The organism is Providencia sp. PROV189 (assembly GCF_028480065.1).
In the GTDB taxonomy this organism is placed as follows: Bacteria; Pseudomonadota; Gammaproteobacteria; order Enterobacterales; family Enterobacteriaceae; genus Providencia; species Providencia stuartii.
On record NZ_JAMPOG010000009.1, the window covers coordinates 149,700 to 174,381 of the forward strand.

A 24,682-nucleotide genomic window follows, 5' to 3' on the forward strand; every position below is an offset into this window, starting at 1 on the left:
AGAGATGGTGTTAAGACGCTACATCCACTTTTTCTAGTACCACTGGAATGTTTTTGTAAGCCGGAATACCACTTTGCGGGTCAAAATTATCCAACGCAATTAAGTTATTCGCTTCTGGGAAATAGGTCGCCACGCAGCGATCAGCCATATCATGGATAACCACTTTTAAGTTATCTAAGCGGCGATGAGTGCGCTTTTGTTCACTATCCAGTGCAATAATATTGACTCTATCGCCTGCGGCTAAGTTCTGTTTCTTAGCCTGTGCTTCGCTAATAAACATCACATCACGTTGGCCAAAAACACCGCGATAGCGGTCATTGAGTCCATAGATAGTGGTGTTATATTGGTCATGGCTACGTACTGTCGCCAAGACTAATTCGCTATTCACCGCTGATTTAGGGTCTTCAATAACGCCTTGCGTCGTAATGAAGTTTGCTTTTCCTGATGACGTCAACCAGCGTCGCTCTGCAGCCGCATTGGTTAAGTGAAAACCACCGGGCACACGGATCCGCGCGTTATAATCTTCAAAACCCGGTAACACCGCCTCCATCGCGTCACGAATTTTATCGTAGTCATCGATAAACTCATCCCATTCTACTTTAGTATTTGGCAATGTAGCCTTAGCCATACCGGCTACGATGGCACACTCTGATTTCAAGTGAGGGCTAGCCGGTTTTAGCTTACCGTGTGAAGCATGTACCATCGACATAGAATCCTCAACGGTAATACTTTGTGGTCCGGTTTTTTGTTCATCCCGTTCAGTACGCCCTAATACGGGGAATAGGAATGTGTTTTTGGCTGTCAACAGATGGGAGCGATTAAGTTTAGTCGCTGCATGCACTGCTAAGTCTAATTTTTTCATACCGCTATAGCAGGCATCCTGATCCGGCATCGCAACCGCTAAATTACCGCCCATACAGATCAATGCACGCGCACTTCCTTGAGAAATAGCTTGCATACTCGCGACAGCGGCATGGCCAAATTTAGCTGGGGGTTTAAAACCAAACCGTTGTTCGATTTTATCGAGAAAAGCTTGGCTTGGTTTTTCGGTGATCCCAACAGTACGGTCTCCTTGTACATTGGAGTGCCCACGTAAAGGACAGATGCCGGCCCCTTCACGTCCAATGTTCCCTTTGAGCAGCAGCAGATTCACTAATTGCTGAATATTTTGTGTACCGTGCTGGTGCTGAGTGATCCCCATTCCATAACAAATAATCGTGCTATCCGCCTCAATATATAATTGGGCTATTTGTTCGATTTCATCACGAGTCAGACCGCTAACACGTAATATATCTTCCCAACGCGTCGACATCACATCATGTTTGAGTGCCTCAAAACCGGCAGTGTGAGCCTGAATAAAATCATTATCTAATATAGGCGATTTACCTTGTGCGACCGCAGCCTCATGCTGCTCAATAACAACACGCATCACGCCTTTTATTAATGCAGTATCGCCACCGATGCGTACTTTATAATAGTGTTGAGCTAATTGAGTTGACTCTAAAGTCAGCATCTCAACAGGATCTTGTGGGTACTCAAACCGTTCCAACCCACGTTCTTTTAACGGATTGATCGCGATAATTTTTGCACCACGTTTTGACACTTCACGCAATGAGCTCAGCATTCTTGGGTGGTTAGTGCCGGGGTTATGACCAATACAGATCACTAAATCGGCTTTATCAAAGTCTTCCAATAACACAGTGCCCTTACCCACCCCAATAGATGCAGCAAGTCCAACACTCGTTGGTTCATGGCACATATTGGAACAATCAGGGAAATTATTCGTTCCGTACTCTCTTGCAAACAGTTGATATAAAAACGCAGCTTCGTTTGAGGTGCGCCCAGAGGTATAAAACTCGACCACATTAGGGTCGGCATAGCCAGATAAATGTTTACCTATTTGTGCAAAGGCTTCTTCCCATTCAATCACTTCATAATGGTCAGTTTGCGGATTATATTTCATTGGATGCGTTAAACGACCTTCATTTTCTAAATCGTAATCATCCCACTTTAATAATTCAGTTACTGAATGTTTTGCAAAAAATTCAGGTGTGGTTCTTTTCGATGTTGCTTCCCATGACATGGCTTTTGCGCCATTTTCACATATATCGAAGGAGGCATAATGTTTCGGATCAGGCCATGCACAACCAGGGCAATCAAACCCCTGAGGCTTATTCATTTCAAACATAGCAATCACATCATGACCAATTTCCATTTGGCCTCGAATAGCTTCAGCCACGGCTTTTACCGCGCCCCAGCCAGCGGCAGGACCAGTGTAATTTTCAATTTTCTCTTTCATTTTCATTACTCTTTTTAATTTAAATATTGCAAAAAATAAACATCGAATAATTACAATCTAATTATGTATAAAATTAATTTTATTATATTCATTAGAAAATATAGCAAATAATAGTCATTACAATAAGGCTTTATTTTTTAAAAAAGAAAAATAACATTTGAAATATATTCATAGTCTTATTTCAATATTTATTTATGACTAGTTATTAATTTAAAAACAATATATCGATAATAATGAATATCTAAAATAATCCATTCAACATAATGTTATAGTTGAGCCATTTCGTGATAGGCTCTTCTTTTTAAATAATTATTGCTGTTAATTCCTAAACTGTCGCTATAGAATCGTGTTAGTGAAGACCAAAGCAAAGCGAGGTGTATCATGTGGCAAGCAATGTACCGTTTATTAAGCGAACACTTAGGTGAAGCAGAACTTCATAACAAAGAAATACTTTCTGGGGGTGATATTCATCACACGATGAAAATCGATTACGGTGACCATACCATTTTCGTCAAACAGAATCTGCGTGAATTTCTGCCTTTATTTAAACAAGAAGCCGAACAGCTTGAAATGCTTGCCAAAAGCAAAACCATCACCGTGCCTAAAGTGTATGGTGTAGGGAGTAATAAACACCACAGCTTTCTGCTATTAGAATATTTTCCTTTAAAAAGTTTTGATGCAACTAACGCATGGCGTTTCGGTCAGCAATTAGCCCACCTACATCAATGGGAAGAGCAACCGAGCTATGGTTTTGACTTTGATACAATGTTAGGCACCATCACTCAGCCAAATGGTTGGGAAAAACGGTGGAACTCTTTCTTCGCCGAAAAACGTATTGGTTTGCAATTACAAATTGCCGCTGAGAAAGGAATGGTCTTTGGCGATATTCAGCAGATCGTTGATATTGTCAAAGAGCGCCTGACAGGACATCAACCGCAACCTTCCTTACTTCATGGGGATTTGTGGCCTGCCAACTGCGCTATGACACAAGAGCAGAATGGTATTTTATATGATCCCGCCTGCTATTGGGGGGATAGAGAATGTGATATGGCAATGTTGCCTTTATACCCAGAGTTACCCATCCAAATTATTGACGGATACCAAAGTGTGTGGCCTTTACCTTCGGGCTTCCTCGAAAGGCAACCTATTTATCAACTTTATTATCTACTTTGCCAATCCAATATTTTTGGCTTTGAAAAAAGCTATTTGCACGCACGTACCATTATCGATGAGTTAATTGGCGAGAAATAATGACGGTGTTGGCCCAGCGATGCCTGACTGGGCCAGATAATTACCAATTCAGCAACTTTAATGCCAAATAGATAACTATACCGAATGCGATTGGCGAAAAATAAAGAATAAAGAATTGGGTAAATATGGTGTGTCGAGGGATCGTCACTTTAGCTTCAAGCTCTTCTTTCGAGACTTCATTTCCTTTGGCTTTTTCCAATATCACGTGATCTTCGAGGCTTTCACGAATAAATTTAATTTGTCGATACATGCGTAAGCCAGAAGCGCTTAGTGCTAAGCCAACAAAGATAAAAAGAAAGATAATGATAAAGCCGATATTCGCGCCTGAAAAACCATTGGCAACTTGAGGTACTGGGGAGTTGTTCCAGAAGACATTAAGAAACGGTGTACTTTGGCGCGTCATTTCAGCCATTAATTTAATAAAATCATTGGCTACTGCATTAATACCCTCTCCTTCTAACCCTTTCATACCCGCCAATTTGACTAATGACGCTAAAGTGGAAATCAATGCTACAAGAAAAACAATCCAACCGATAATACGCTTGCCGATTGCGACATAACTTGCAGTCTGGTAATTCATTATTGACCCTCTAAAAATTTTTTTATAACTAATCATAACTGAATTTTTATAAAGCCACCAAATTTACCACAAGGAATAATACGGATACTCGCAATTTCAGATTATTTAACTTGCGCTTTCGTGACTGCCCATTGTCGTCAGTGGCAAAGCTGCCCACTTCTTAGACCGCAACCGCGATATGACGGATTTAGGGGCCTTGTCATTCCCATATTCCCGTGTGTCGGATATGGATTGCTGTGTTGATGTCTCAACCATGTTATCGAGCATTTTCAATCCATAACTGAATAGTTTCATAAAGATCCAACTTTTGGGGAACGTTCACACTCAAGATAAAGATGACCGTTTCGATATATATAATCAGTCAGTGACTTGCTACAATACTCATCGCAATAAAGGGCTATCAGTTTCAGATGATATGCAATACCTTGAATTGATACGGTGACAAATTAATTGGGTCAATCCTGTTATTGCATACAACACCTTGAAACATGGCAAGGTCACACATACATGAATGGAGTTTTGACATGTACCACAACTTATCCATCCAGTCTGTTATCTTTGATATGGATGGCTTGCTGATTGACTCTGAGCCTTTTTGGGCGCAAGGGGAGCGTGAAATTTTTACTCAATTAGGCATCGACCTATCCATCGCTGATAAACTACCCGATACACTAGGCTTACGAATCGACCATGTCGTAGAGCTTTGGTATCACGCTTCTCCGTGGCAAGGACATAGCCTAAAAGAAGTCGAACAGATGATTATTGATCGTGTTATTGGCTTAGTTGAAGAGCAGCGCCCCCTCCTTCCCGGTGTGCATCACGCATTAGAACTATGCCGTTCAATGGGATTGAATATCGCCCTTGCCTCTGCCTCGCCGCAATACATGTTAGAGAAAGTACTGAACTTATTTGAGATCCGTGATTATTTTTCGGCGGTTGTTTCGGCGGCTGATTTACCTCACAGTAAACCGCACCCAGAAGTTTATCTCAATGCAGCTGCTTTACTGGAGACAAAACCCATCCACTGCGTATCACTAGAAGACTCCTTTAACGGTATGATTGCTGCAAAAGCGGCAAGAATGCGCTCAATCGTTGTTCCTGACCAACAGCATTTTCATGATCCGCGTTGGGGATTAGCGGATGTTAAACTCGCATCACTTAATGAACTCACCGAAAAATATTTGCGTTAATTATCTATTGCCGCTTTTTTCGCCCGTCCCTATCACGTTTTGATAGGGATATTACATAAAAGTATAAAACTCTGATGTTATTTGCTAATAACTAAGAGTTTTTTGCATTTCTAGCCCTATCATATTCTTTTTAAACGCTTTATACTGCCCTCCTAACTGTATAGATAAACAGATGGTAATTTATCCACCATGACCGCTGAAGGGCACCTGCTATTTTCTGTCGCCTCATTAATAATGGCACATAAGCTAGAGATCACACCTGAGCTTGCTCAAGGTGATTGGCTGCATATGGTGCCAGGTGCGCTATTGGGGGCATTACTCCCCGATATCGACCACCCTTCATCGATACCCGGTCGGATGTTAAGGATCCTTTCCCTGCCGATTTCCAAATTATGTGGGCATCGAGGTTTTACACACAGTTTAATCGCATGGCTACTATTAGTGCTCGCCTGTTACCAATGGCTACCGGCCAACTGGCCTATTCCTAATGATTTGATCCAAGCATTTTTACTGGGTTATATGAGCCATTTAGTGGCTGATATACTCACCCCTTCCGGAGTTCCCTTCTTATGGCCTCTGCCTTTTCGTTTTTGTTTTCCGTTACTGCGTAGCAAGTCAAATAAACGTGCAGAACGTTTTATCGCGATCGTTTTGGCTGTTTGTGCTTGCTTTATACCCGTTAGTTATAGCTTTGATTTTCATAGTCAATTTGAAAGCATAATAAAATATATTCATAATCAAATAGATATACGCATGTCTACATAGTCATCTATTTTGTAATATACTGTAAGCATCATTCATCATAAGTTATTACTTTTCAGTATAAGAATTGTCTTTTATCTGCTGATAACATATAACCAGTTGTTAGGATGAGCTAATTCCTTATAACCTTTAAGGTTTACAGCGCTAATAACATAATTCAAAAAACTGCGATTGGAGTTCGGAATGAATATTCCTTTAATTATTAATGTGCTTGTCTTTGTAGCACTGCTCATACTACTGGCAAAACTAGGGGCAAAAGGCTGGAGCCTGTCGAAAAAAGTTCTATTAGGTCTGGTTTTTGGTGTGGCATATGGCGTCGCTCTCCATTTGGTGTACGGTACTAATCACCAAACACTGAAAGACTCTATTCTCTGGTTTAATATCGTGGGTAATGGCTATGTACAGCTATTGCAAATGGTGATTATGCCATTAGTTTTCGCATCGATACTGAGCGCGGTCGCACGTCTGCACAAGGCATCATCGTTAGGTAAAATCAGTTTCTTAACTATCGGAACACTGTTATTAACCACTGCAATAGCCGCACTTATTGGTATTTTGATTGCGAATCTTTTTGGCTTAACTGCCGAAGGTTTGGTTCAAGGTCAACAAGAAACTGCTCGCCTTGATGCAATTCAAAATAATTATGCGGGCAAAGTGTCTGATCTAACTGTTCCACAACTTATTTTATCATTTATTCCTAAAAACCCATTTGCTGATCTGACGGGAGCTAGCCCAACATCTATTATCAGCGTGGTTATCTTTGCTGCCTTCTTGGGGGTTGCTGCTCTGCAATTACTCAAAGATGACCAACAACGTGGTGAAAAAGCGCTCGCGGCTATCGATGTGCTGCAAGCTTGGGCAATGAAACTCGTCCGTCTAGTTATGCGCTTAACACCTTATGGTGTCATGGCGTTGATGATCAAGGTTGTTGCAAGCTCTAACCTATCAGACATCATTAATCTAGGTACATTCGTGATAGCGTCGTACGTCGCACTAGCACTGATGTTTATTGTTCACGGTATTTTCATTGCGGTAACAGGCCTCAGTCCTATTAAGTTTTTCAAAAAAGCAGGCCCTGTATTAACATTCGCGTTCACAAGCCGTTCGAGTGCCGCCAGTATTCCTCTGAATATTGAAACTCAAACTCGTCGCTTTGGTGTTCCTGAATCTATCGCCAGCTTCTCGGCTTCATTTGGCGCGACAATCGGTCAAAACGGTTGTGCTGGTATCTATCCCGCTATGTTAGCTGTTATGGTTGCCCCCACCATGGGCATTAACCCATTTGATCCACTGTGGATTGCGACATTAGTTGGGATTGTTACTGTTAGCTCAGCAGGGGTTGCTGGTGTTGGTGGTGGTGCAACATTTGCCGCGCTGATTGTACTCCCTGCTATGGGGTTACCTGTCACACTGGTTGCCTTACTGATCTCCGTCGAACCTCTGATTGATATGGGTCGTACCGCCCTCAACGTCAGCGGCTCTATGACAGCGGGCACGGTCACTAGCCAATTAATGGGTGAAACTGACAAAACCATCTACAACCAAGAGGATGATGGTGAGCTAAAACACGTCTAATTTACATTAGCGTAATTTAAGATAAAATTATCCACTGACTGCACCCCAAAAGTTGCAACACGACTGATTAAGGTGCAGTTTTTGTTTTTTAAAATTCTAATCGAATTTATTTATCGTATAGATAATGAGAAATATCAGTATGAAACACTGAAAAATCTTGCCAATCGGAAATAATACGTAAGATAATAGCGTTTGAGCAACGATTCTAGGCCTCCTGCCTATGTTGCGTCAGCCCGTTTTCTGCGGGTCATTATTTCCAAAATTTTTTAGTGATTTTATATATGACCAATATTACTCATATAATAAAAACTGATCCTGAAAATAATCCCTGTGTAAGTTGTGGTGCTTGCTGTGCTTATTTTCGCGTCTCATTTTATTGGGCAGAAAGCGAAAGTGGTGGTGGCACGGTTCCTCAAGATCTCACTGAGCAAATAACACCATTTATGAGTGCAATGAAGGGCACCAATCAAAAACACAATACACGCTGCACAGCATTAACCGGTACGGTTGGTGAATGTGTCTCTTGTGCTATCTATAGTCAAAGGCCTACCCCTTGCCGCGAATTCGAGCAATCATGGGTTGATGGCGTTCATAATGAAGCTTGTGACCGAGCTAGAGCGGCTCATGGTTTGCCCCCTCTTGAACCCCATCTGCCACAAATCGCTTGTTAGCCGTCTATGACCCAGATTATTCTGGGTTATCTCACTTATCCTCTAAAATAATAGCTAAATGCTACCACGTTGAACGTACTCTGCCATTTTGAGTCGCCCTCTAGCATTGGGAAAATAGGCCGATTCATTGTGCTCAATTGACAGAGCATCGTTTAAAAGCCAGCGTCTTGAATGCAATCTAGCCGAACAGAAGAAGCTTGGGCCACAGGTCAATACCTCTCGTTATCGCCTGTAGCCCATAAAAATGCGATTAACTCGTGATGCTAAACGGATTTTATATTAATGGAGTAAATAGTGTCGCTACCGCTATTCATAAGCGTTACTGCTCTCTCAGCGCCTGCATTGCTTGCATCGCTAATTCAAATGAATATAAGCGGGCTTGATGATCAAAAATTTGCCCATTAACCATGATTTCATCCGCTTGAGTTTGACGTAATACGGATGCTAGCCCATGGCGAATTTTGGCTTTATCCCCCACTAATGACATCCCGAGCGCTTGTTGCACGCCAAATTGTTCAGCAGGCGACCAAATTTTCCCCATATCTTCCACTGGAGGTGGTAATTGTGCAGGCTGACCTCTACGTAACATCACAAAAGCTTGCTGCATAGATGTAAATAAAAACTCCGCATCACGAACAGTATCAGCGGCAATAATATTAATACAAACTATTGCATATGGCTTAGCGAGCCTAGATGAGGGCGTAAAGTTTTCCCGATACGTCTGTAATGCCTGTAATAACAAATCAGGGGCAAAATGAGAGGCAAAGGCGAAAGGTAACCCCATTTGAGCTGCAAGTTGCGCACTGTATAAACTTGATCCTAGCAGCCACACAGGTATCTTTTCACCATAACCGGGAACTGGCCTGACAGGAGGATTAGGATCTGTTGCATCAAACCAATTCACCAATTCAGCCACATCGCGAGGGAAATTATCAATATCATGACTCATATGGCGACGTAACGCTCTCATGGTTTGTTGGTCACTCCCAGGCGCTCGACCGATCCCTAAATCAATTCGATTAGGATATAACGTATTCAATGTGCCAAACTGCTCAGCGATCACTAGCGGTGAATGATTGGGTAACATCACGCCCCCAGAGCCAAGATGCAGTGTTGTGGTATTGGCGGCAAGGTAACCAATCAACACCGAGGTGGCGGCACTGGCAATTCCCGTCATATTATGATGCTCTGCAAGCCAATAACGGTGGAAGCCAAGTTTCTCGGCCAATTGGGCTAAATCTAAAGAGTGAGAGAAAGCCTCCTTCGCAGAAGCGCCTTGTGGAATAGGTGCGAGATCTAATATTGAAAATGGAATTTGTATCTCAGACATAACGGCTCACTTTGTTGCTATTTTGTTATTTAACTACCATGCTAATCGATTATCATGCCGCCTTCCAGCCACTCAAGTAGACACAGCACAAGTGATGCTTTTTTATAGTCCTTGTCGATACGAGCGGGGCTAATTAAGTAGAAAATATGGAAAAAGTGCAGTAATTGTGAAGCTTCGGTCAAAGGAGGTAAAAGCGATTGCGGCAAAAAATGAATTAATTGATTATCTGAATCAATACAAATAAGAGGATATATCAATGAACAAACTAAATTCTGGTTTACTTGCTCTCATGTTAATGTCTGTTGGATTTGCCGCAGCAGCCAACGGCCCTGATAACCGCTCTTCACGCCCACATATGGGGAACCACCACAATGTGTTGTTTAGTGTTGCTCAACAAACAACGACACCGAATGAGACATTGAAAAAATTAGCGAATGACGCACCAAAAGCGGCTGATGGTAAACGTTACCTTGTTAAAATGAGTATTGTTGAAGTGCCTGAATATGTGCCAGCAAAACAGAAACCCACATCACAACCAACAAAGAGTGCACCAGCACCAGAGCCTGCTGCACAATAAACGCTAAAATAAAATATCTATAGATGCGACCTTTTAGATTAATATGCAGAATCAAATAGCATCTATTCTTCATATTCGTTATCTTAAACTAACAATAATTAGTTCTATTAATCCTACGATTGCCTCTATGTTATAGAGGCTTTTTTTTCAAATTAAATAGGCTCTGAAACTAGTAAATTTGCCTATTTATTTCTAATCTTAAGAGGCAATAGCGAGTATTGCGACATTCTGAGTGTCCACTTTATACCATTTTTGGAGTCAATCATGGGTTATTTTGAACTGAAAAAATCAACAAAAGACACCGCTCAGCCTTATTATTTTGTTCTTAAAGCGGCCAATCATGAGATTATCGCCAGTAGCGAGATGTATTCAACTAAACAAGCGGCATTAAAAGGGATTGCTTCTGTCCAAAAAAATGCAGCAACGGACGAAATCAAAGATCTTACCGTTTAATTTCCATCCACTCGTTTTATCAAATTATTGTGAATTAAACGCCCTTGTCCGTTTGAACGGGGCGTTTTAAGCTAATATCAAAAAATTAAGCGCAGTAATGCGGTCACCACAGAAGCAGATAACACAATGACAATAAAAGGTTTTTGATACCAAGTAAGCAATCCGGCTACACACACACCAATTATTTTAGGTATATCCGAAAAATGGTCACCTTCAAATACTGTCGAAGTCATCGCAACTGAAAACAAGATCACAATAGCTGCTGCTGAAAACAGAGCCTTGCTATTATCTGATAAAATAATTTTTCCTTTGAGCAAGGCACCCGATGAGCGCATTAGATAAGTGCCCACTGCCAGCAATAAAATTCCACTCAAAATCAGCCATGGGTTATCCATCATTATTAACCTCTCACATATATAACTAAGCTTAATAAGGCCAGTAATACGGGGATCCCTGCTGGTAAAAAGGGAGTAGCGATCACGGCAATCACAGCACCAACGATTGCCGCTAACCGCAATCGCTTATCTTTCAATGCGGGTAATGAAAGCGCCAATATAATTGCGGGGAACATCGCATCCATACCAAGTGTATGAGTATCTTGAATAAAGCTTCCTACACCTTCACCAATCAATACGCCTATTGGCCAACAAATTAATATCCCTAATCCGCATAACCAAAATGCCGCTCTTTTTTCTTTTTCAGTTTCCTGAGATAACCCAAATACCACACTTTCATCATTCATAATATGATAGCCCAATAGCGCTTTTGGGCCTTTCCCCGCTAACTCACTGACGGCAAAGCTAAATGGAATATGCCGTGAATTCACGAGTAACCCCGCCAAGGCAGCAGAAATAGGGCTTCCGCCTGAAAAAATGACCCCAATAAAAAGAAATTCTGACGCCCCTGCTAACACTAAAATAGAAAGAGTCAAAGGAACCCAAAAATCAAATCCTTGAGAATGCGCTAGTGCCCCATATGAGATGCCGACAATTAAATCCGCAAGACAAACCAGTGCAATGTTTTTTACCGTGCTATGATTAAGCGTTGAGGTTAGCATAATGAATCGTTCGATATATAATACGTTCGTTCATTATGTCGGTAGTTATCTAAAAGTGCAATCAAAATAGGAAACTAAAACTTGAGCTCCTTCACTCCACCTATTGAGTTAATCGCCAAAGCATTAGTCAGAGAACGGCAAAAAAGTGGTCTGTCACTCTCCGAACTCTCTCGTCAGGCGGGCATTGCTAAATCGACACTCTCGCAACTAGAGGCCGGAAATGGCAATCCAAGTATTGAAACTCTATGGGCTATCTGTGTCGCTTTAGATGTGCCGTTTTCTCGATTAATTGAAGATAGACATGAGCCAGTCACCGTCATTCGCCATGGTGATGGTATTCAAGTCAGTGCTGAACATGCTAATTATCTCGCTTTTTTACTTTCAGCAGCACCCGCGAACTCACAACGTGATATCTATACTGTGGTTGCTGAGCCTGGGCGAGATCGTATTTCAGAACCTCATATGCGTGGTGTGAGTGAACACATTATTTTGATGAGCGGTCGTGCCATGGTTGGCCCTTTAGATAACCCAACAGAGTTGTTTCCCGGTGACTATATCCACTACCCCGGTGATGAGCCGCATATTATGCGAGCACTTGAGCCAAATACCATGGCTGTCATGATCATTGATAAACAAAATTAGATGTCTACCATTTGACGCATACTCAATAGATAGAGCCTCAGTTATCACATAAGGCTCTATCTGAGTTTTTATCTAATTAAACGCTAGCAAGCGCCTATTCCCAAAAGTAGATATTTTTCTCTTGCCACCCTTTTCTTTTCATACAACTCATATATTCGCGATGGCGGCTATCTTTATTCACATCCAAAACATAACTTTCCGTCTTGGGAACTTTTTCCTCATAAGTTTTCTCTTTACCGCATTCATCGTTTTTCTTGCATTTTTTCGTAATTGTTTCATACACCGTTCTTTGGGCGACTTCGTTACGAACTGGAAATCGCTTAAAAGAATCAAATTCACATTGTGAATCTGCCTCTTGGTAAGTCCATTCCACAGGGCCTATTGGTTCCCATTTTGATGTACAAGCACACAGTAGAAAACACAGCAGTATAACGGTTAATTTCAATATCTTATTCCTATGCTAGATGTAATAAAAAATAAATCATCGACAGCCACAATAAATAATACTACCCACATTCCATGTGTTATAATTTTTAATCATGTCTATTGGAGATAGTTATGCAACACTACGACAATATTGTTAAACACGTTGACGCACTATTAGCAGAAAACTCAATCTCAAATATGAATATATTACTGGCACAGCTTTCTCACGACGCTCAATTAACACAAGAGCAACGTTTCGAGCAGCAACAACGTTTAAGAAAAGCGATATTTAAACATCATGAGTCTTAGCTTAATTGTGATGAGTTTCAATTATTGTTACTCATCACAATATAAGTAAAACTTCACCGAATTATATTAATGAAAACAAGCATGTCAATAAAACAGGCCACTTAAGTGAAATATACAATCATTTGTTTATATTTGACTATGCGTATTTTGGTAAAATATTTTAAACACTATATTAATAATTTATTTATTCGTCGCAAAATCACCATTTTTAATAGAATAAAAATAAAAACATTCTCTCTCTTTATATTTATAGCTAAATTTTAATCTCAATACTTCACGTATTCTAAAAATTTTAAATTGCGTCTCTTTTAGGGGAGATGACATTTATGGCTAGATTTATTTTTGATGTTCACAATATCCATCAAGGTATCTTGTGATTTAACGATGAGATAAAACGATTCTATCGGCAGGTAATAATACAAATAAAACCTTGCCGCGATTATCGCGACAAGGTGAACCATCAACTAGAAATTATCCTGTTGTAAATAGGACCATGCATATTGTGCATACAGTTCAGCTCCCGTTGCCATTGCGTCTTCATCAATATTAAAACGCCCATGATGGTGCGCCCACTGTGTATCTTTATCAGGGTTTCCTGAACCTAATAAAGCAAAACAACCTGGAATATTTTCGATATAAAAACTAAAGTCTTCGCCACCTGTCGTTGGTTTTTCAAACATCAACGCATCTTCACCAAATGCTTGTGTAATGACAGATTGCGCCAATAGCGCACTACGCTCTTCATTGATCACAGGCAGTGTTCCATACGTATAAATAACTTCTGCTGTAGCCCCATACATCGCTGCGGTATGTTCTGCATAACGTCTGATAGCCGCTTCAATACGATCCCGAGTTTCGATATTAAAACAACGTACCGTTCCGTCTAATACTGCATTCTCCGCAATAACATTAAAACGCGTTCCCACGTCCATTTTACCGATACTGACCACTGCAGACTCAAGTGCCGATGTTTCCCGTGAAATGACAGCTTGTAAGTTCATCACAAAAGAAGAAGCCACAACAGCCGCATCGACCGTTGCTTCAGGCATCGAACCATGGCCGCCACGTCCTTTAAACTTCACGACAAGTAAATCCGCCGACGCAAAGGTTCCCCCCACATTACAAGAGACTTTCCCAGAGGGGGTTGTAGACCAAATATGCATCCCAAAAACGTTATCAACATTGTCAATTGCACCTTGCTTGACCATTTCACGTGCACCTTGAGCAATCTCTTCCGCCGGTTGGAAAATCAACCTTACGTTGCCTTTCAAATCTTCACGAATTTCATACAACGCTTTTGCCGCCGTCAGTAACATAGAGGTATGCGCATCATGACCACAAGCGTGCATTTTTCCTTGATTTTGAGACTTATAGTCTAATGCATCATTCAGCTCAAGTACGGGTAGCGCATCGATATCAGCTCGTAATGCAACGGTTTTTCCCGGTTTACCGCCCTTAATTTCCGCGATAATGCCTGTTGGCTCTGTTAAACGATATTCGATACCGATTTTACTTAACTCTTCCGCAATCCGTTTAGTGGTTCGTACTTCTTCCCATGGCAATTCAGGGTGTGAATGCAGGTCTCGACGAAATGCAATCATATCTGCGGTATGTTTTTTGATTGCTGCTGTAATTGTTGTGTTTACCATTTTTCTACCTTTACCTTCTTATGCACAGACGCCTTCATCTGCTTAATCACATAATACTTCTCTTCACTTTAACACTCTGTTAGCGAACGAACCGTCGCGAACATTACATCAGTTCCTAGCGCAATTTGTGCATAATCCGTCCATTCATCAGGGTGATGACTTAACCCATTACGGCTAGGCACAAAAATTAACCCCGTGCGCGTAATACCGGCAAAAATCATCGTGTCATGTCCTGCACCACTGACCATAGTGCGATAACGCAAACCTTGCTTTTGTGCATGTTGTACCATCAATTGATGGATTTCAGGGGCTAATTCGGTAGGAGACACATAAAGAGGCTGAACGATATCACTTTGAATATTGCCTTTAGCACTCTCTTGTTTCACCAATGCAATGATCTGCTCGATGGTGTTACGCAAAGCGGATTCATTTCTTGAGCGAATGTCGACGCTAAAAGTCACTTCACTTGGGATCACATTTGCGCCATTTGGTAAGACGTTTAATCGCCCTACTGTTGCAACCGTATTATCCCCAGCGGCAGTAGCAATATCAGGAATTTGGCTAATGATACGGCTAGCGTTGACTAATGCGTCAGCGCGCATATCCATTGGTGTCGTTCCTGCATGTCCCGCCTTACCGCTTAGCTTCACTTCCAGTTGTGCAATACCAACAATAATATCTACAATTCCAATATCTTCATTGGCCTGCTCTAGCACTGGACCTTGTTCAATATGCAATTCTAAAAAAGCTTTGACTGATGAAGGTGCCAGCACCGCCTCTGCCGCCTTATCTGCATTAAAGCCCGCATCTGCCATGCGTTGCGCTGCCGAAACACCCTGCCTATCTTTCAGTTGATATAGCGGTTGAGTTCCGATAAGCCCAGTAATGACACTTGATGCCATCAAGCCACGACCAAAACTCGTTCCTTCCTCTTCGACTAATGCGATCACTTCAAGAGGGTAACGGGGTTGCAATTGTTGTTCACGAATACGCGCAACCACATCTAACCCTGTCACAATTCCTGCCGGGCCATCAAAAGCGCCGCCATGGGGAACAGAGTCAAAGTGTGAACCAATAATCACAGCAGGCAATCCCTCCTCAGAGCCTTCTAAACGACCATAAATATTACCGATGGCATCTTCTCGAACTTGCAAGCCAAGTGCACGCATTTGCTGTTTTATATAATCACGTGCTTGCTTATCTTGCTCGCTATAGCTCATTCGTGTCGTTCCTTGACCCGGCGTTGCTGTAAATTCAGCCAATTGTTCTAAATGGCGTTGTATTCTTAATGTACTTGTTTCCATCATCATTTACCCTGCAAGCGGTGTAATAAAACCAACCATAATCCCAGCCAATACCACAGAAACCATGGTTACTGAGATAAATCCACCGACTAACATCGGCCCTAACATATGTCCGGTCAAAATTTGACGCTCTTTCTCATCTTTGGTCAGCGCATTGATGGCTTCATTCGTAATGATATAGTCGGCAGGGAAGCCATACAGTGCGGTTAACGACACGGCAAAGGCCATCTCTTTAGAGACACCCAGTATTTTTCCCACAATCCACGAAGCTAAATACATCCCAATGACGGCTGCAATGATCAGCACCAACATAGGGTAGACAAGCCTTAATAACATGTCTGGGGTTGCATGATTCAGAGTGTCAAAAATAAATAGCATTAACGCCATAATGGCAAAACCAAAACCATTCGCTTTTTGTAGCGGTTGTCTTTCCAAAAAGCCCAGTGACGATGCAATAACGCCAAATAGTAAACATAATACAAACGGGCTAATACTCACGATAGGTGCTGCCCATGTAGAAACTAAATAAGCAAGGTACCCCACCGCTGCTAAGCGCAAAAACTTGAAGTAACTGGTATTGTAGTGAGAAGGAATTTTTTTAAATAATCTCGGCATCTCATCTTCTGAAACGACTGTTTTCACTTCAACATTATCAGCCCCTTCAACCGATAATGACGCCTTCCACTGACCATGACGATATTGCTCAAGCACTCGACGCCCTTCACGTTTTAACATTACCGCTGTCAATGGATAACCCGCAAACCCCTGCATAACGTAAATAAGGATGGCAAAAACCGATAGGTCAATAAGACCCGCATCAGCAGCACCTTTAGACATGATCAAGGATGACACGATACCACCGACTAATGGAGGGATCGCCACTAATACTGTATTCAGGTCAAATAACACCATTCCGACAGCATAAATAAAAACAATGATGCCCAAGATCCCTGATAACGAAATTAAAATGGTTTTCCACTGCCGCAACAGCTCTTTGAGTGATAGCAGCGTTCCCATATTAGTAATTAACAGATACATCAACATCACCGCCACGACTTGCGGTATTCCGGCAATGCTGACGATATCTTTAGGGAAGAATGTCCAATAACCGAATAGGAATAAAACAGCACATACAAATACGGAAGGGATCCACGCTTTGGTTCTTACTGCAATAGCATCCCCAATGTATAAAATCAAAACGATAATAAACAGTGCTAACATCTGTGACATAACTTTTCCCCGTCAATATCTGTTTCTAATTCAATTTTCTTTAGATGATAAATTTTATTATTTATTTTTATACAAAATATATTTTTAGTGATGGTGTGATATATAGCCAAAATTAAGATTATTTCGCTGCTATTAATAAAAACAGCAGTAAAAATCATAATATCATCGAAAATCAATATGTATAGATAACGTTCTAGAAGAATGGGCGAATAGCAAAATAGAAGACTCATCCCCTTAGCAGTGACAAATGACACCATAGCGTCATATAACATTAGAATTAGTCTGTTTTTTAGCTAAAGAGCAGCGTTATCGTTCTAATTAAAGCTCATTAACAATGAATAACACTTTAGTTTATTTATTAATCAACGGGATTATATTCTGTTGTCAGATGGAGAGTTTGCAAAAAATATACTTATTATTTTTAGAAAAGAATAATTTTGTAGGCAAGTAAAAGCAGTTATTCCAAACAATCTACTTTATTACTAATTTGTTAAATTTAACCCTCGAAACGTGTTTTTTTACTCACAATAACCATAAAATGACGACTAACCATCACTAAGATCACATACTATCTGGTGATATTTTATCCAAAAATAATGGGGGATTTATTGTCGAGATAGTCTTTAATAATATCATAGCTAAAGTGCGTTAGATTTCTTAAGTCATCCTTTTAGCCATAATGGAAAAATAACCACCTCAAAATACACCATCGTGGAATAACAGACTATTTATTGCTGTTGATCTCGATTTTACAGATCAATTGGGGAAATATTTTACGATTGCCGCTCTCAACACAGCAATATCAGAAGATGATTATCGAATGCCTAACAACCACATTTTTCACCTACATCTATCTACCCTACTCGTTGATTACGACTGAGTGAGCCAGTGGTGACTCATCATGCCTAAAAAAGTAAAAATGAGTGCGCCTATGACATGAATGGCGATTGTGCTCAATGCAACCATTAACTTCCCTTCTTGGATCAACGTTAATACTTCCAAAGAGAAAGTGGAAAATGTAGTAAACGCGCCACAAAAGCCGGTGACAATAAATAGTTTATAATTGGGGCTAATATTGGCATTGGCAAAATAAGAAATGGCAAAACCGATAACAAATCCCCCGACAAGATTGACAAAAACAGTTCCCATCGGAATATTTGGGTATAAGTTATTCAGCTTCAGCCCCACAAACCATCTTAGCCAGCCACCTAAAATTGAGCCTAATGCGATAGAAAAAAGTGATGCATACATACGAAGCCCCTTATCGCGCTTAAGGGGATAAATGAACGGGATCTCTCTCATTTATACCCCAAATATTCAGGGCACATAATACCTGTACCCTATCATTTAAAAAGGTGAACGTAGGCATCATCAGCCCTTTATTTGGACGGTTTTTAAACAGGAGGAATGCCATCTCCTTTTGTTAGAATATCTGCAATTAACAACAAGGTAAATAGCCCCAGCTTTAAGAATTTCTCTTGTTAAACACAATGTAACGTTAATTTCTTTGCACTACCATTAATGACATTCCTATTGCTACATATCGTTATTTGATTAAGCCATGTAATATGGTTTAAAAACCATCAATAGATGTATTTTCTTAATCCTAATCATCTTCTTTATTTGATCCCTGCTCCGCTTAATATGTCAATCTTAGCGTGAATGGCGCATAATATTTTGGATTACTATACAAGGTAAATTCCTTGTTCCGTTTCATGTCGCGAGCAAATCAATGATCAATTATAAAATTGCCTGCATGACGTCACATTAACTCTATGGGCTAAGCGTAAAAATGGATAAAAACCGCGGTTTATTGCAATTAGAAAATATTGGATATGTTATTGATAACAAAACAATACTAGATAAAGTTCAGTTTGATTTATCGGCTGGTGAATTTAAACTCATTACGGGGCCTTCGGGATGCGGTAAAAGTACGCTACTTAAGATCATCTCTTCATTACTTTCCCCTACCTCAGGGCAAATTATCTTCAATGGCAATGACTATTCAACCATCCCCCCTGAGGAATATCGCCAACAGGTTTCTTATTGCACTCAAACCCCCTCTTTATTTGGAGCCACCGTTTACGATAACTTATTTTTCCCTTATCAGATACGTAAGCTACCGTTTAATAAAGATAAAATTTATAAAGACCTTGGTTACTTTTCTTTACCCGATTCAATATTAGAAAAAGGCATTAATGAATTATCTGGTGGAGAAAAACAACGTATCTCGTTGATTCGCAACCTTCAGTTTCTACCAAAAATATTACTGTTAGATGAAATAACCAGCGCATTAGACGAAGCAAATAAAGTAAAAGTTAATGAGTTAATCCACCAGTTAGCGACACAACAAAATATCGCTATTCTTTGGGTGACTCATGATCAGGATGAAATTGCACATGCTGATGACATTATTACCCTTCCCGTCCATAATGCAGATAAATAGGAATGAGTCATGCACCAACCCACTATTACCAATGAATCTCTGGGCTTTTCTATTATGCTTGTTTTGGTCGCTATCTTTATCAGCCATAAAGAAAAACTGGCATTAGAAAAAGATATTATTTGGAGCACTCTACGCGCTATCATCCAGCTATTGATTGTTGGCTATATTCTAAAATACATTTTTAATGTTGATCATGAAGTTCTGACTATCGCGATGGTGATGTTTATCTGTTTTAATGCGGCTTGGAATGCCAAAAAGCGCAGTAAATATATTGATAAAATCTTTTTGACCGCTTTTATCGCCATTACCTCAGGAACACTCTTAACCCTATTAATACTGATCATCACAAAAGCAATAGCTTTTACCCCGATGCAAGTTATTCCAATCACAGGTATGATCGCAGGGAACGCCATGATTGCTGTCGGTCTGTGTTTCAATAATCTAGGCCAACGATTTAGTAGCCAACAACAACAAATACAAGAGATGCTAAGTTTAGGTGCAACACCTAAGGTGGCCTCTATCGCCATTATTCGAGACAGTATTCGCGCATCCTTGATCCCGACTGTAGATTCCGCAAAAACCGTCGGTATTGTCAGTTTACCCGGTATGATGTCTGGATTAATTTTTGCTGGGGTTGATCCATTAGAAGCAGTGAAATATCAAATCATGGTCACTTTTATGTTACTAGCAACAGCCAGCTTATCGACCATTTTGGCAGGTTATATGACCTACCTTAAGTTTTACAATAGCCGCCATCAGTTATTAATCAATACATTAAATAAATAACAATAAAGAAAACGCTTGATAATAGCGACGTTATCAAGCGTTAATCTTTATAGCCAGTTAATTTACAGCTTTGCTAATATTCAAGCCTTTCCTGTAGATACCTAATAATATTAAACAGTTATTACTTTACGTTTTAAATGTTAATAAAAAGTAAAATATCTATTTACTGACAATATCTTGTCCATAAAGATTCCATGACCGATAAAGGTAACAAATCATAATCACCTTCTACGAGCGGAATCGATAGTGCAATCCTGCCATCTTGATTTTTATACGTTTTTACGGCAAATCGCTTATAACCCTCGATTTTTGCATTTTTAACACGCAGTACTTCACCACAAACATAGCCGACCTCCCCTTTATCAGCCGTTGAGCGAATAAAATTATACTTAATATTCCTAAATGATGCGGATTCAGGATAAGACAAGTAATCTGCCACATTGTATTTGGCCAATTTAATCAGATCTGGGTTTGGCTTATAATTAACCATTACCCCTAATAAAAATGAACAACCAATAAGTAATACAGTAATGAGCAATTTAACCATATTCATACTTTTCGCTCTTGTATAACACAACGAGTAATTTGATAATAAAGACAGATCACTTGAACAGTAGGTATCTTAATCAAGTATTTCTAAATAATATGGATTGAGGTGCTATTTCTAATAGAGATATACATCCTATTAATTACTTAAAGTTACCTTACTATATAAATTAAAATGAACTCTCATCGATTAAAAAATCCTTACAATATAATAGATAGTAACAATTAAATGCTCGCCATTTCAGTCTTTACGCATTCCTTCACACAAACCGAGAGTAATCCTAACAGTAATAATGTTTAAAAATAAGAGTCAGCAATACAGCAAACTGTTACAATTTGTGTCTTCCTTCCAAAAAGAACTCTTGGGTATAACACTCAAAATAGTTATTTAATTTAAGTATTAATCATATTTCATTTTCAAGCATGAATAAACATAAATAAATTATTCAATTAGATAATATGTATTACAGAGTATTAACCAACCCTAAATAGGAGTAAATTGATCATAAAAAAATAAAAACTATCCTCTCAATTGCAATATATTCTGCAACCTATTCTGTTTTTTAGTGTTTATCACATGATGCTTTTGCTGATATTTGCTTGTATGTATCTTGTTTTCAAGATAACCGACATGAAGAAAATCCTCAGCTAAATGATCAGTTACCCTCTTTAGTTGTAGTGTGTTTCTTTATGTCTTTTTATACAAAGTACTCACCTGCATTCTGTCATTAACGTTCTCTATCAATTTTGAACGGGTACGATGATGCAACTTTCCTCTCTCGCGTGGAAACATGCTGTAGTACTACATGCCCATATCCATAAGCTAAATGTTACAACAGACACTAAACATAAAAATAATTTACATATAAACTCAAAAACCACTACTCCTATTGCGAGTATTTGTATTTCTTAATGCTATATTCATTATGGAAATTAATGAGTTTGAGGGGGTTTAGCGATTAGTAAGAAAGGGGCGATTAAATAAAGGCCATACCAGCAAACAACAGCAAATACAGAATATTCCTATAAATAGCCCTTTGATTGAAAAACTAAAATTTTACGGCTAATTTTGACAATAGATTTTATTTTAGTCCGGTAGCATCTACGTGTCTCTCTGATAGGGTGTACCATGACAAACATTCAATTGCTATTACTTGCAACCAACAATTTTAACGCAAGTGCTCCTCTCTCCCATACACATGCATCGTATGTATATCAATTTTATTACGCGCAGATTGCTCACAAGCAGTTAAAGCTTAATGATTTTATGAAGGGATTTATCGAACAAGTTGAACCTATATTGAAAAATAATAGCGATTTATACGATCGACGCGACGAAATCTACCAATTAATTCAAAGCTACTTGCAGCAAGCAGAAACGCGTTTTATTCAAAGAAAAATGCAAATTAATAAAGAATAATATTAAAAAGCGCCTCCTTAGTTTTCACTTAAGAGGCGCTCATCGAAAAAATGTGAGTTTCATTAAATAGACACAAATTCAAGTGCCGTAACTTCTTTTAACGATCCCCTCCGCTTTTGCATGGCACACAAGCTAACTGTTATTTAATCAATAAGTTAATCTTGTGCTTATTGTCACTCCTCAAACTGTGTGTCAATCACGACAGATTGCCGTTGAGTTTGCATCTCTCCATCAACATCATATTTGGTCAAAATTTGACAATTTGTTGGTGCACCAAAATGATTATATTGGCATTTTCTCTCAGAAATATAGCCCAAATCACCTAACATTTTCTGCTCTATTTGAATATCCGCATAACGGTTTATATCAGCTAATGGCTTGAAGAGAGTTTGCATATATAACTGATTTTTATCATAGTAATTCATTTCCTGTAACTCACCTAAATTACTATATACTACCTTATCAACGGTGCCGTTATCCTCTTTAGAATGGATACTCTTAATGTAGTTACGTTCATCATATTCAAAATACGTCGTACCATAAGAGTCTTTTTGGGATATAAAACGGCACTGTTCGTCTAAATCGATGATAATTTCCCCTTCATTGCTGCTGCCCTTCAGTTGGTTATTATCTCTTTTGAGTTGAATATGCTGCTGTATGCCATGAGAAATTGATTCAAAGCTTTCAATGCAACTCTTTTGATCCAATTTTAATTGGATATCCTGTGTCACCGTCTTATCTTCGGTATAAAAAGTCGCTTTTATCTCTTTCACTGGGCCTTTTACTAATACCCCACTAAACAATACATATATATTCTGTACTGCTGGTAAATATCCTTTCGCTATCGATGCCGCTGATACCGTTGATGTTGATAAACCCAATAATGTTAACAAAAAAACAACAAACTTCATCATTATGCGCTTTGCCTTGCTTCGAATTTATAGGGAAAAATAATTTCTTCTTGTTGATGCGGAGAACCACTATCAGGATCAGCTAACCATTTTTGTAATTTTTTCGCCGTTTCTTTCGCCATTTTATTGTAATCAATACGCACCGATGTTAACGACGGGTGAATATAATCACAATTAGACGACCCTTCAACACAAGCCACTGCCAACATAGAAGGCACTTTAATTAACCTTCTTTGGCATTCAAACAAAACACCTAGCGCAATCATTTCATGACTGCATATTACTGCATCTAATTCCGGCTGCCGAGTTAACATTTCACTAATCGCTTGACGACCAAAATCCATTGTCGCCACATACGGTGTCGTAATACTTTGCTCTGCGCTATGATAATGATTTAGCATCGCTTTAGTCCAACCACTCAGTTGTTGGCTCTGTATTTTGCTATCCATCTGAGCACCAATATAGCCTATTTTCCGATATCCCTTTTGCAACATGTAGTTGGTTAGAAAAAATACGGCTTCACCAATATTACTTCTTATATTTAATGAGAATAGATGACTCGACTCCCCCGCCACACCAATAACAGGAATATCAAGGTTTTTGAGATAACTAAATACGCTCTCTGAATTAATCCCACCAAAAATAACCACAGCAGCAGGGTTACTTTGCAGTAACGTAAATAGGACTTCAGACTCTTTTTTCTGCTGATAGTTATGACTACCAATAACAACCTGATAGCTATTTTTATTGAGGACCTCTTGTAATGGTTGCAGAAATGCAGAGCTTGCGTAATCCCTTAATGAAGGCACCAATACAGCAACTGTACGACTTTGACCTGATGCCAATATACCTGCGGCTGAATTTGGTATATATCCTAGCTCAGTGATTGCTTCATTGATTTTTTCTCGCAGTTTATCTGAGACCAAATCAGGTGTACGCAACGCTCTAGATACAGTCATTGAACCAACGCCTGCATATTTAGCCACATCCTGTAGCGTAACTCGTCCTGTATTCTTTCTCTTGCGTATTTTTTCCATAAAAAATTATTTTTTGCTCTATTCACTCTTATCTCACTATAACTTACCACAGGTTAGTTTTGTTCATGAGTGGACTTTCGTGTTCTTGAGTTTTTATTGGCTTTATTTATGCGAAATGATAGCGCTATCACGAAAATGAATAATTCGACTAGATAGCGCTACCATTGATCACTACTATGCCCTTAGTTAGAAAAAAAGCTAAAAATAGTTTTACACCACCAGGAGCAAACT

At 39.6% G+C, this 24,682-nt stretch carries 25 protein-coding genes and 1 riboswitch; of the genes, 12 read left to right on the top strand and 13 right to left on the bottom strand.

Translation table 11 applies throughout. From position 1 onward, the window contains the following. Positions 1 to 10 precede the first annotated feature (10 nt). Positions 11 to 2,299: an FdhF/YdeP family oxidoreductase gene (locus PR833_RS07610; RefSeq protein WP_102780574.1), complete on the bottom strand. Its 2,289-nt coding sequence runs from the start codon at positions 2,297 to 2,299 to the stop codon at positions 11 to 13. A gap of 381 nt (positions 2,300 to 2,680) precedes the next feature. On the opposite strand from PR833_RS07610, the gene PR833_RS07615 reads away from it, so the two are divergent. Then, positions 2,681 to 3,550: a fructosamine kinase family protein gene (locus tag PR833_RS07615; RefSeq protein WP_272526002.1), complete on the top strand. Its 870-nt coding sequence runs from the start codon at positions 2,681 to 2,683 to the stop codon at positions 3,548 to 3,550. A gap of 40 nt (positions 3,551 to 3,590) precedes the next feature. On the opposite strand, the gene PR833_RS07620 is transcribed toward PR833_RS07615, so the two are convergent. After that, positions 3,591 to 4,130, bottom strand: a complete 540-nt coding sequence (locus PR833_RS07620) for a YniB family protein (protein ID WP_014658188.1) — start codon at positions 4,128 to 4,130, stop codon at positions 3,591 to 3,593. Positions 4,131 to 4,654: 524 nt separating this feature from the next. On the opposite strand from PR833_RS07620, the gene hxpB reads away from it, so the two are divergent. From hxpB to PR833_RS07640, 4 genes are all read left to right on the top strand, one after another. Continuing rightward, positions 4,655 to 5,320 carry a hexitol phosphatase HxpB gene (gene hxpB / locus PR833_RS07625; protein WP_014658187.1) on the top strand — a complete coding sequence of 222 codons (666 nt, stop codon included), beginning with the start codon at positions 4,655 to 4,657 and terminating at the stop codon, positions 5,318 to 5,320. Between the two features lie 189 nt (positions 5,321 to 5,509). Then, positions 5,510 to 6,085, top strand: coding sequence for a metal-dependent hydrolase (locus PR833_RS07630; RefSeq protein WP_004919040.1), 576 nt, complete (start codon positions 5,510 to 5,512; stop codon positions 6,083 to 6,085). A 180-nt stretch (positions 6,086 to 6,265) separates the two neighbouring features. Beyond that, positions 6,266 to 7,657, top strand: coding sequence for an L-cystine transporter (locus PR833_RS07635; RefSeq protein WP_004919037.1), 1,392 nt, complete (start codon positions 6,266 to 6,268; stop codon positions 7,655 to 7,657). A gap of 281 nt (positions 7,658 to 7,938) precedes the next feature. Then, on the top strand, positions 7,939 to 8,328 hold the full coding sequence (locus PR833_RS07640) for a YkgJ family cysteine cluster protein (protein WP_004919036.1): 390 nt from the start codon (positions 7,939 to 7,941) through the stop codon (positions 8,326 to 8,328). A gap of 319 nt (positions 8,329 to 8,647) precedes the next feature. Here PR833_RS07640 and PR833_RS07645 read toward each other — a convergent pair whose 3' ends face one another. Beyond that, entirely contained in the window at positions 8,648 to 9,658 is a 1,011-nt protein-coding gene (locus tag PR833_RS07645; protein ID WP_004919035.1) for a luciferase-like monooxygenase, read from the bottom strand. Positions 9,659 to 9,914: 256 nt separating this feature from the next. Here PR833_RS07645 and PR833_RS07650 point away from each other — a divergent pair, with 256 nt between their 5' ends. Together PR833_RS07650 and PR833_RS07655 are read left to right on the top strand one after the other, a co-directional pair. Then, positions 9,915 to 10,235 carry a hypothetical protein gene (locus PR833_RS07650; RefSeq protein ID WP_004919034.1) on the top strand — a complete coding sequence of 107 codons (321 nt, stop codon included), beginning with the start codon at positions 9,915 to 9,917 and terminating at the stop codon, positions 10,233 to 10,235. 264 nt (positions 10,236 to 10,499) lie between these two features. Then, positions 10,500 to 10,688 carry a YegP family protein gene (locus PR833_RS07655; protein WP_004919033.1) on the top strand — a complete coding sequence of 63 codons (189 nt, stop codon included), beginning with the start codon at positions 10,500 to 10,502 and terminating at the stop codon, positions 10,686 to 10,688. 77 nt (positions 10,689 to 10,765) lie between these two features. Here PR833_RS07655 and PR833_RS07660 read toward each other — a convergent pair whose 3' ends face one another. Both PR833_RS07660 and PR833_RS07665 read right to left on the bottom strand, forming a co-directional pair. After that, positions 10,766 to 11,086, bottom strand: a complete 321-nt coding sequence (locus tag PR833_RS07660) for an AzlD domain-containing protein (RefSeq protein WP_004919032.1) — start codon at positions 11,084 to 11,086, stop codon at positions 10,766 to 10,768. Positions 11,087 to 11,088: 2 nt separating this feature from the next. Next, positions 11,089 to 11,745, bottom strand: coding sequence for an AzlC family ABC transporter permease (locus PR833_RS07665; RefSeq protein ID WP_014658184.1), 657 nt, complete (start codon positions 11,743 to 11,745; stop codon positions 11,089 to 11,091). A gap of 81 nt (positions 11,746 to 11,826) precedes the next feature. On the opposite strand from PR833_RS07665, the gene PR833_RS07670 reads away from it, so the two are divergent. Continuing rightward, positions 11,827 to 12,387 carry a helix-turn-helix domain-containing protein gene (locus PR833_RS07670; RefSeq protein ID WP_004919030.1) on the top strand — a complete coding sequence of 187 codons (561 nt, stop codon included), beginning with the start codon at positions 11,827 to 11,829 and terminating at the stop codon, positions 12,385 to 12,387. 94 nt (positions 12,388 to 12,481) lie between these two features. On the opposite strand, the gene PR833_RS07675 is transcribed toward PR833_RS07670, so the two are convergent. Beyond that, the gene (locus tag PR833_RS07675; RefSeq protein ID WP_014658181.1) at positions 12,482 to 12,832 is read right to left on the bottom strand and encodes a hypothetical protein; all 351 of its coding nucleotides are present in this window, start codon (positions 12,830 to 12,832) and stop codon (positions 12,482 to 12,484) included. A gap of 113 nt (positions 12,833 to 12,945) precedes the next feature. On the opposite strand from PR833_RS07675, the gene PR833_RS07680 reads away from it, so the two are divergent. Next, positions 12,946 to 13,122 carry a DUF2526 family protein gene (locus PR833_RS07680; RefSeq protein ID WP_004919027.1) on the top strand — a complete coding sequence of 59 codons (177 nt, stop codon included), beginning with the start codon at positions 12,946 to 12,948 and terminating at the stop codon, positions 13,120 to 13,122. A 464-nt stretch (positions 13,123 to 13,586) separates the two neighbouring features. Here the strand turns inward: PR833_RS07680 and PR833_RS07685 are convergent, their stop codons facing one another. The 4 genes from PR833_RS07685 to crcB form a co-directional block, all read right to left on the bottom strand. After that, a complete protein-coding gene (locus tag PR833_RS07685) occupies positions 13,587 to 14,771 on the bottom strand; it encodes a M20 family metallopeptidase (RefSeq protein ID WP_004919023.1) in 1,185 nt (394 codons plus the stop codon). Between the two features lie 68 nt (positions 14,772 to 14,839). Next, positions 14,840 to 16,078 carry a Zn-dependent hydrolase gene (locus tag PR833_RS07690; protein WP_272526003.1) on the bottom strand — a complete coding sequence of 413 codons (1,239 nt, stop codon included), beginning with the start codon at positions 16,076 to 16,078 and terminating at the stop codon, positions 14,840 to 14,842. A gap of 3 nt (positions 16,079 to 16,081) precedes the next feature. After that, positions 16,082 to 17,305 (bottom strand): hypothetical protein, encoded by a 1,224-nt coding sequence (locus PR833_RS07695; RefSeq protein ID WP_004919020.1) that lies wholly within the window; start codon positions 17,303 to 17,305, stop codon positions 16,082 to 16,084. Between the two features lie 870 nt (positions 17,306 to 18,175). Continuing rightward, entirely contained in the window at positions 18,176 to 18,556 is a 381-nt protein-coding gene (gene crcB, locus PR833_RS07700) for a fluoride efflux transporter CrcB (protein ID WP_014658179.1), read from the bottom strand. 104 nt (positions 18,557 to 18,660) lie between these two features. After that, a riboswitch (Fluoride riboswitch) is annotated at positions 18,661 to 18,732 on the bottom strand. A gap of 365 nt (positions 18,733 to 19,097) precedes the next feature. Here crcB and fetA point away from each other — a divergent pair. Together fetA and fetB are read left to right on the top strand one after the other, a co-directional pair. Further along, entirely contained in the window at positions 19,098 to 19,751 is a 654-nt protein-coding gene (fetA, locus tag PR833_RS07705; protein WP_004919017.1) for an iron efflux ABC transporter ATP-binding subunit FetA, read from the top strand. A gap of 9 nt (positions 19,752 to 19,760) precedes the next feature. Beyond that, entirely contained in the window at positions 19,761 to 20,537 is a 777-nt protein-coding gene (fetB, locus tag PR833_RS07710; RefSeq protein ID WP_004919013.1) for an iron efflux ABC transporter permease subunit FetB, read from the top strand. A 163-nt stretch (positions 20,538 to 20,700) separates the two neighbouring features. Here the strand turns inward: fetB and PR833_RS07715 are convergent, their stop codons facing one another. Then, a complete protein-coding gene (locus PR833_RS07715; RefSeq protein WP_004919010.1) occupies positions 20,701 to 21,090 on the bottom strand; it encodes a hypothetical protein in 390 nt (129 codons plus the stop codon). Between the two features lie 1,122 nt (positions 21,091 to 22,212). On the opposite strand from PR833_RS07715, the gene PR833_RS07720 reads away from it, so the two are divergent. Then, complete coding sequence (locus PR833_RS07720; protein WP_004919006.1) at positions 22,213 to 22,503, top strand: hypothetical protein; 291 nt, start codon at positions 22,213 to 22,215, stop codon at positions 22,501 to 22,503. A 173-nt stretch (positions 22,504 to 22,676) separates the two neighbouring features. Here the strand turns inward: PR833_RS07720 and PR833_RS07725 are convergent, their stop codons facing one another. Next, on the bottom strand, positions 22,677 to 23,417 hold the full coding sequence (locus tag PR833_RS07725; protein ID WP_004919004.1) for a YnfC family lipoprotein: 741 nt from the start codon (positions 23,415 to 23,417) through the stop codon (positions 22,677 to 22,679). After that, positions 23,417 to 24,451 (bottom strand): LacI family DNA-binding transcriptional regulator, encoded by a 1,035-nt coding sequence (locus tag PR833_RS07730; protein WP_004919002.1) that lies wholly within the window; start codon positions 24,449 to 24,451, stop codon positions 23,417 to 23,419. Before PR833_RS07730 ends, PR833_RS07725 begins: the two co-directional genes overlap by 1 nt. Positions 24,452 to 24,682: the final 231 nt, after the last annotated feature.

What these genes read in the sequence shown, in the direction of transcription:
- PR833_RS07610 (WP_102780574.1), bottom strand. Translation starts at nt 2,299, where the DNA reads ATGAAAGAGAAAATTGAAAATTACACTGGTCCTGCCGCTGGCTGGGGC.
- PR833_RS07615 (WP_272526002.1), top strand. Translation starts at nt 2,681, where the DNA reads ATGTGGCAAGCAATGTACCGTTTATTAAGCGAACACTTAGGTGAAGCA.
- PR833_RS07620 (WP_014658188.1), bottom strand. Translation starts at nt 4,130, where the DNA reads ATGAATTACCAGACTGCAAGTTATGTCGCAATCGGCAAGCGTATTATC.
- hxpB (WP_014658187.1), top strand. Translation starts at nt 4,655, where the DNA reads ATGTACCACAACTTATCCATCCAGTCTGTTATCTTTGATATGGATGGC.
- PR833_RS07630 (WP_004919040.1), top strand. Translation starts at nt 5,510, where the DNA reads ATGACCGCTGAAGGGCACCTGCTATTTTCTGTCGCCTCATTAATAATG.
- PR833_RS07635 (WP_004919037.1), top strand. Translation starts at nt 6,266, where the DNA reads ATGAATATTCCTTTAATTATTAATGTGCTTGTCTTTGTAGCACTGCTC.
- PR833_RS07640 (WP_004919036.1), top strand. Translation starts at nt 7,939, where the DNA reads ATGACCAATATTACTCATATAATAAAAACTGATCCTGAAAATAATCCC.
- PR833_RS07645 (WP_004919035.1), bottom strand. Translation starts at nt 9,658, where the DNA reads ATGTCTGAGATACAAATTCCATTTTCAATATTAGATCTCGCACCTATT.
- PR833_RS07650 (WP_004919034.1), top strand. Translation starts at nt 9,915, where the DNA reads ATGAACAAACTAAATTCTGGTTTACTTGCTCTCATGTTAATGTCTGTT.
- PR833_RS07655 (WP_004919033.1), top strand. Translation starts at nt 10,500, where the DNA reads ATGGGTTATTTTGAACTGAAAAAATCAACAAAAGACACCGCTCAGCCT.
- PR833_RS07660 (WP_004919032.1), bottom strand. Translation starts at nt 11,086, where the DNA reads ATGATGGATAACCCATGGCTGATTTTGAGTGGAATTTTATTGCTGGCA.
- PR833_RS07665 (WP_014658184.1), bottom strand. Translation starts at nt 11,745, where the DNA reads ATGCTAACCTCAACGCTTAATCATAGCACGGTAAAAAACATTGCACTG.
- PR833_RS07680 (WP_004919027.1), top strand. Translation starts at nt 12,946, where the DNA reads ATGCAACACTACGACAATATTGTTAAACACGTTGACGCACTATTAGCA.
- PR833_RS07685 (WP_004919023.1), bottom strand. Translation starts at nt 14,771, where the DNA reads ATGGTAAACACAACAATTACAGCAGCAATCAAAAAACATACCGCAGAT.
- PR833_RS07690 (WP_272526003.1), bottom strand. Translation starts at nt 16,078, where the DNA reads ATGATGGAAACAAGTACATTAAGAATACAACGCCATTTAGAACAATTG.
- PR833_RS07695 (WP_004919020.1), bottom strand. Translation starts at nt 17,305, where the DNA reads ATGTCACAGATGTTAGCACTGTTTATTATCGTTTTGATTTTATACATT.
- crcB (WP_014658179.1), bottom strand. Translation starts at nt 18,556, where the DNA reads ATGTATGCATCACTTTTTTCTATCGCATTAGGCTCAATTTTAGGTGGC.
- fetA (WP_004919017.1), top strand. Translation starts at nt 19,098, where the DNA reads ATGGATAAAAACCGCGGTTTATTGCAATTAGAAAATATTGGATATGTT.
- fetB (WP_004919013.1), top strand. Translation starts at nt 19,761, where the DNA reads ATGCACCAACCCACTATTACCAATGAATCTCTGGGCTTTTCTATTATG.
- PR833_RS07715 (WP_004919010.1), bottom strand. Translation starts at nt 21,090, where the DNA reads ATGAATATGGTTAAATTGCTCATTACTGTATTACTTATTGGTTGTTCA.
- PR833_RS07720 (WP_004919006.1), top strand. Translation starts at nt 22,213, where the DNA reads ATGACAAACATTCAATTGCTATTACTTGCAACCAACAATTTTAACGCA.
- PR833_RS07725 (WP_004919004.1), bottom strand. Translation starts at nt 23,417, where the DNA reads ATGATGAAGTTTGTTGTTTTTTTGTTAACATTATTGGGTTTATCAACA.
- PR833_RS07730 (WP_004919002.1), bottom strand. Translation starts at nt 24,451, where the DNA reads ATGGAAAAAATACGCAAGAGAAAGAATACAGGACGAGTTACGCTACAG.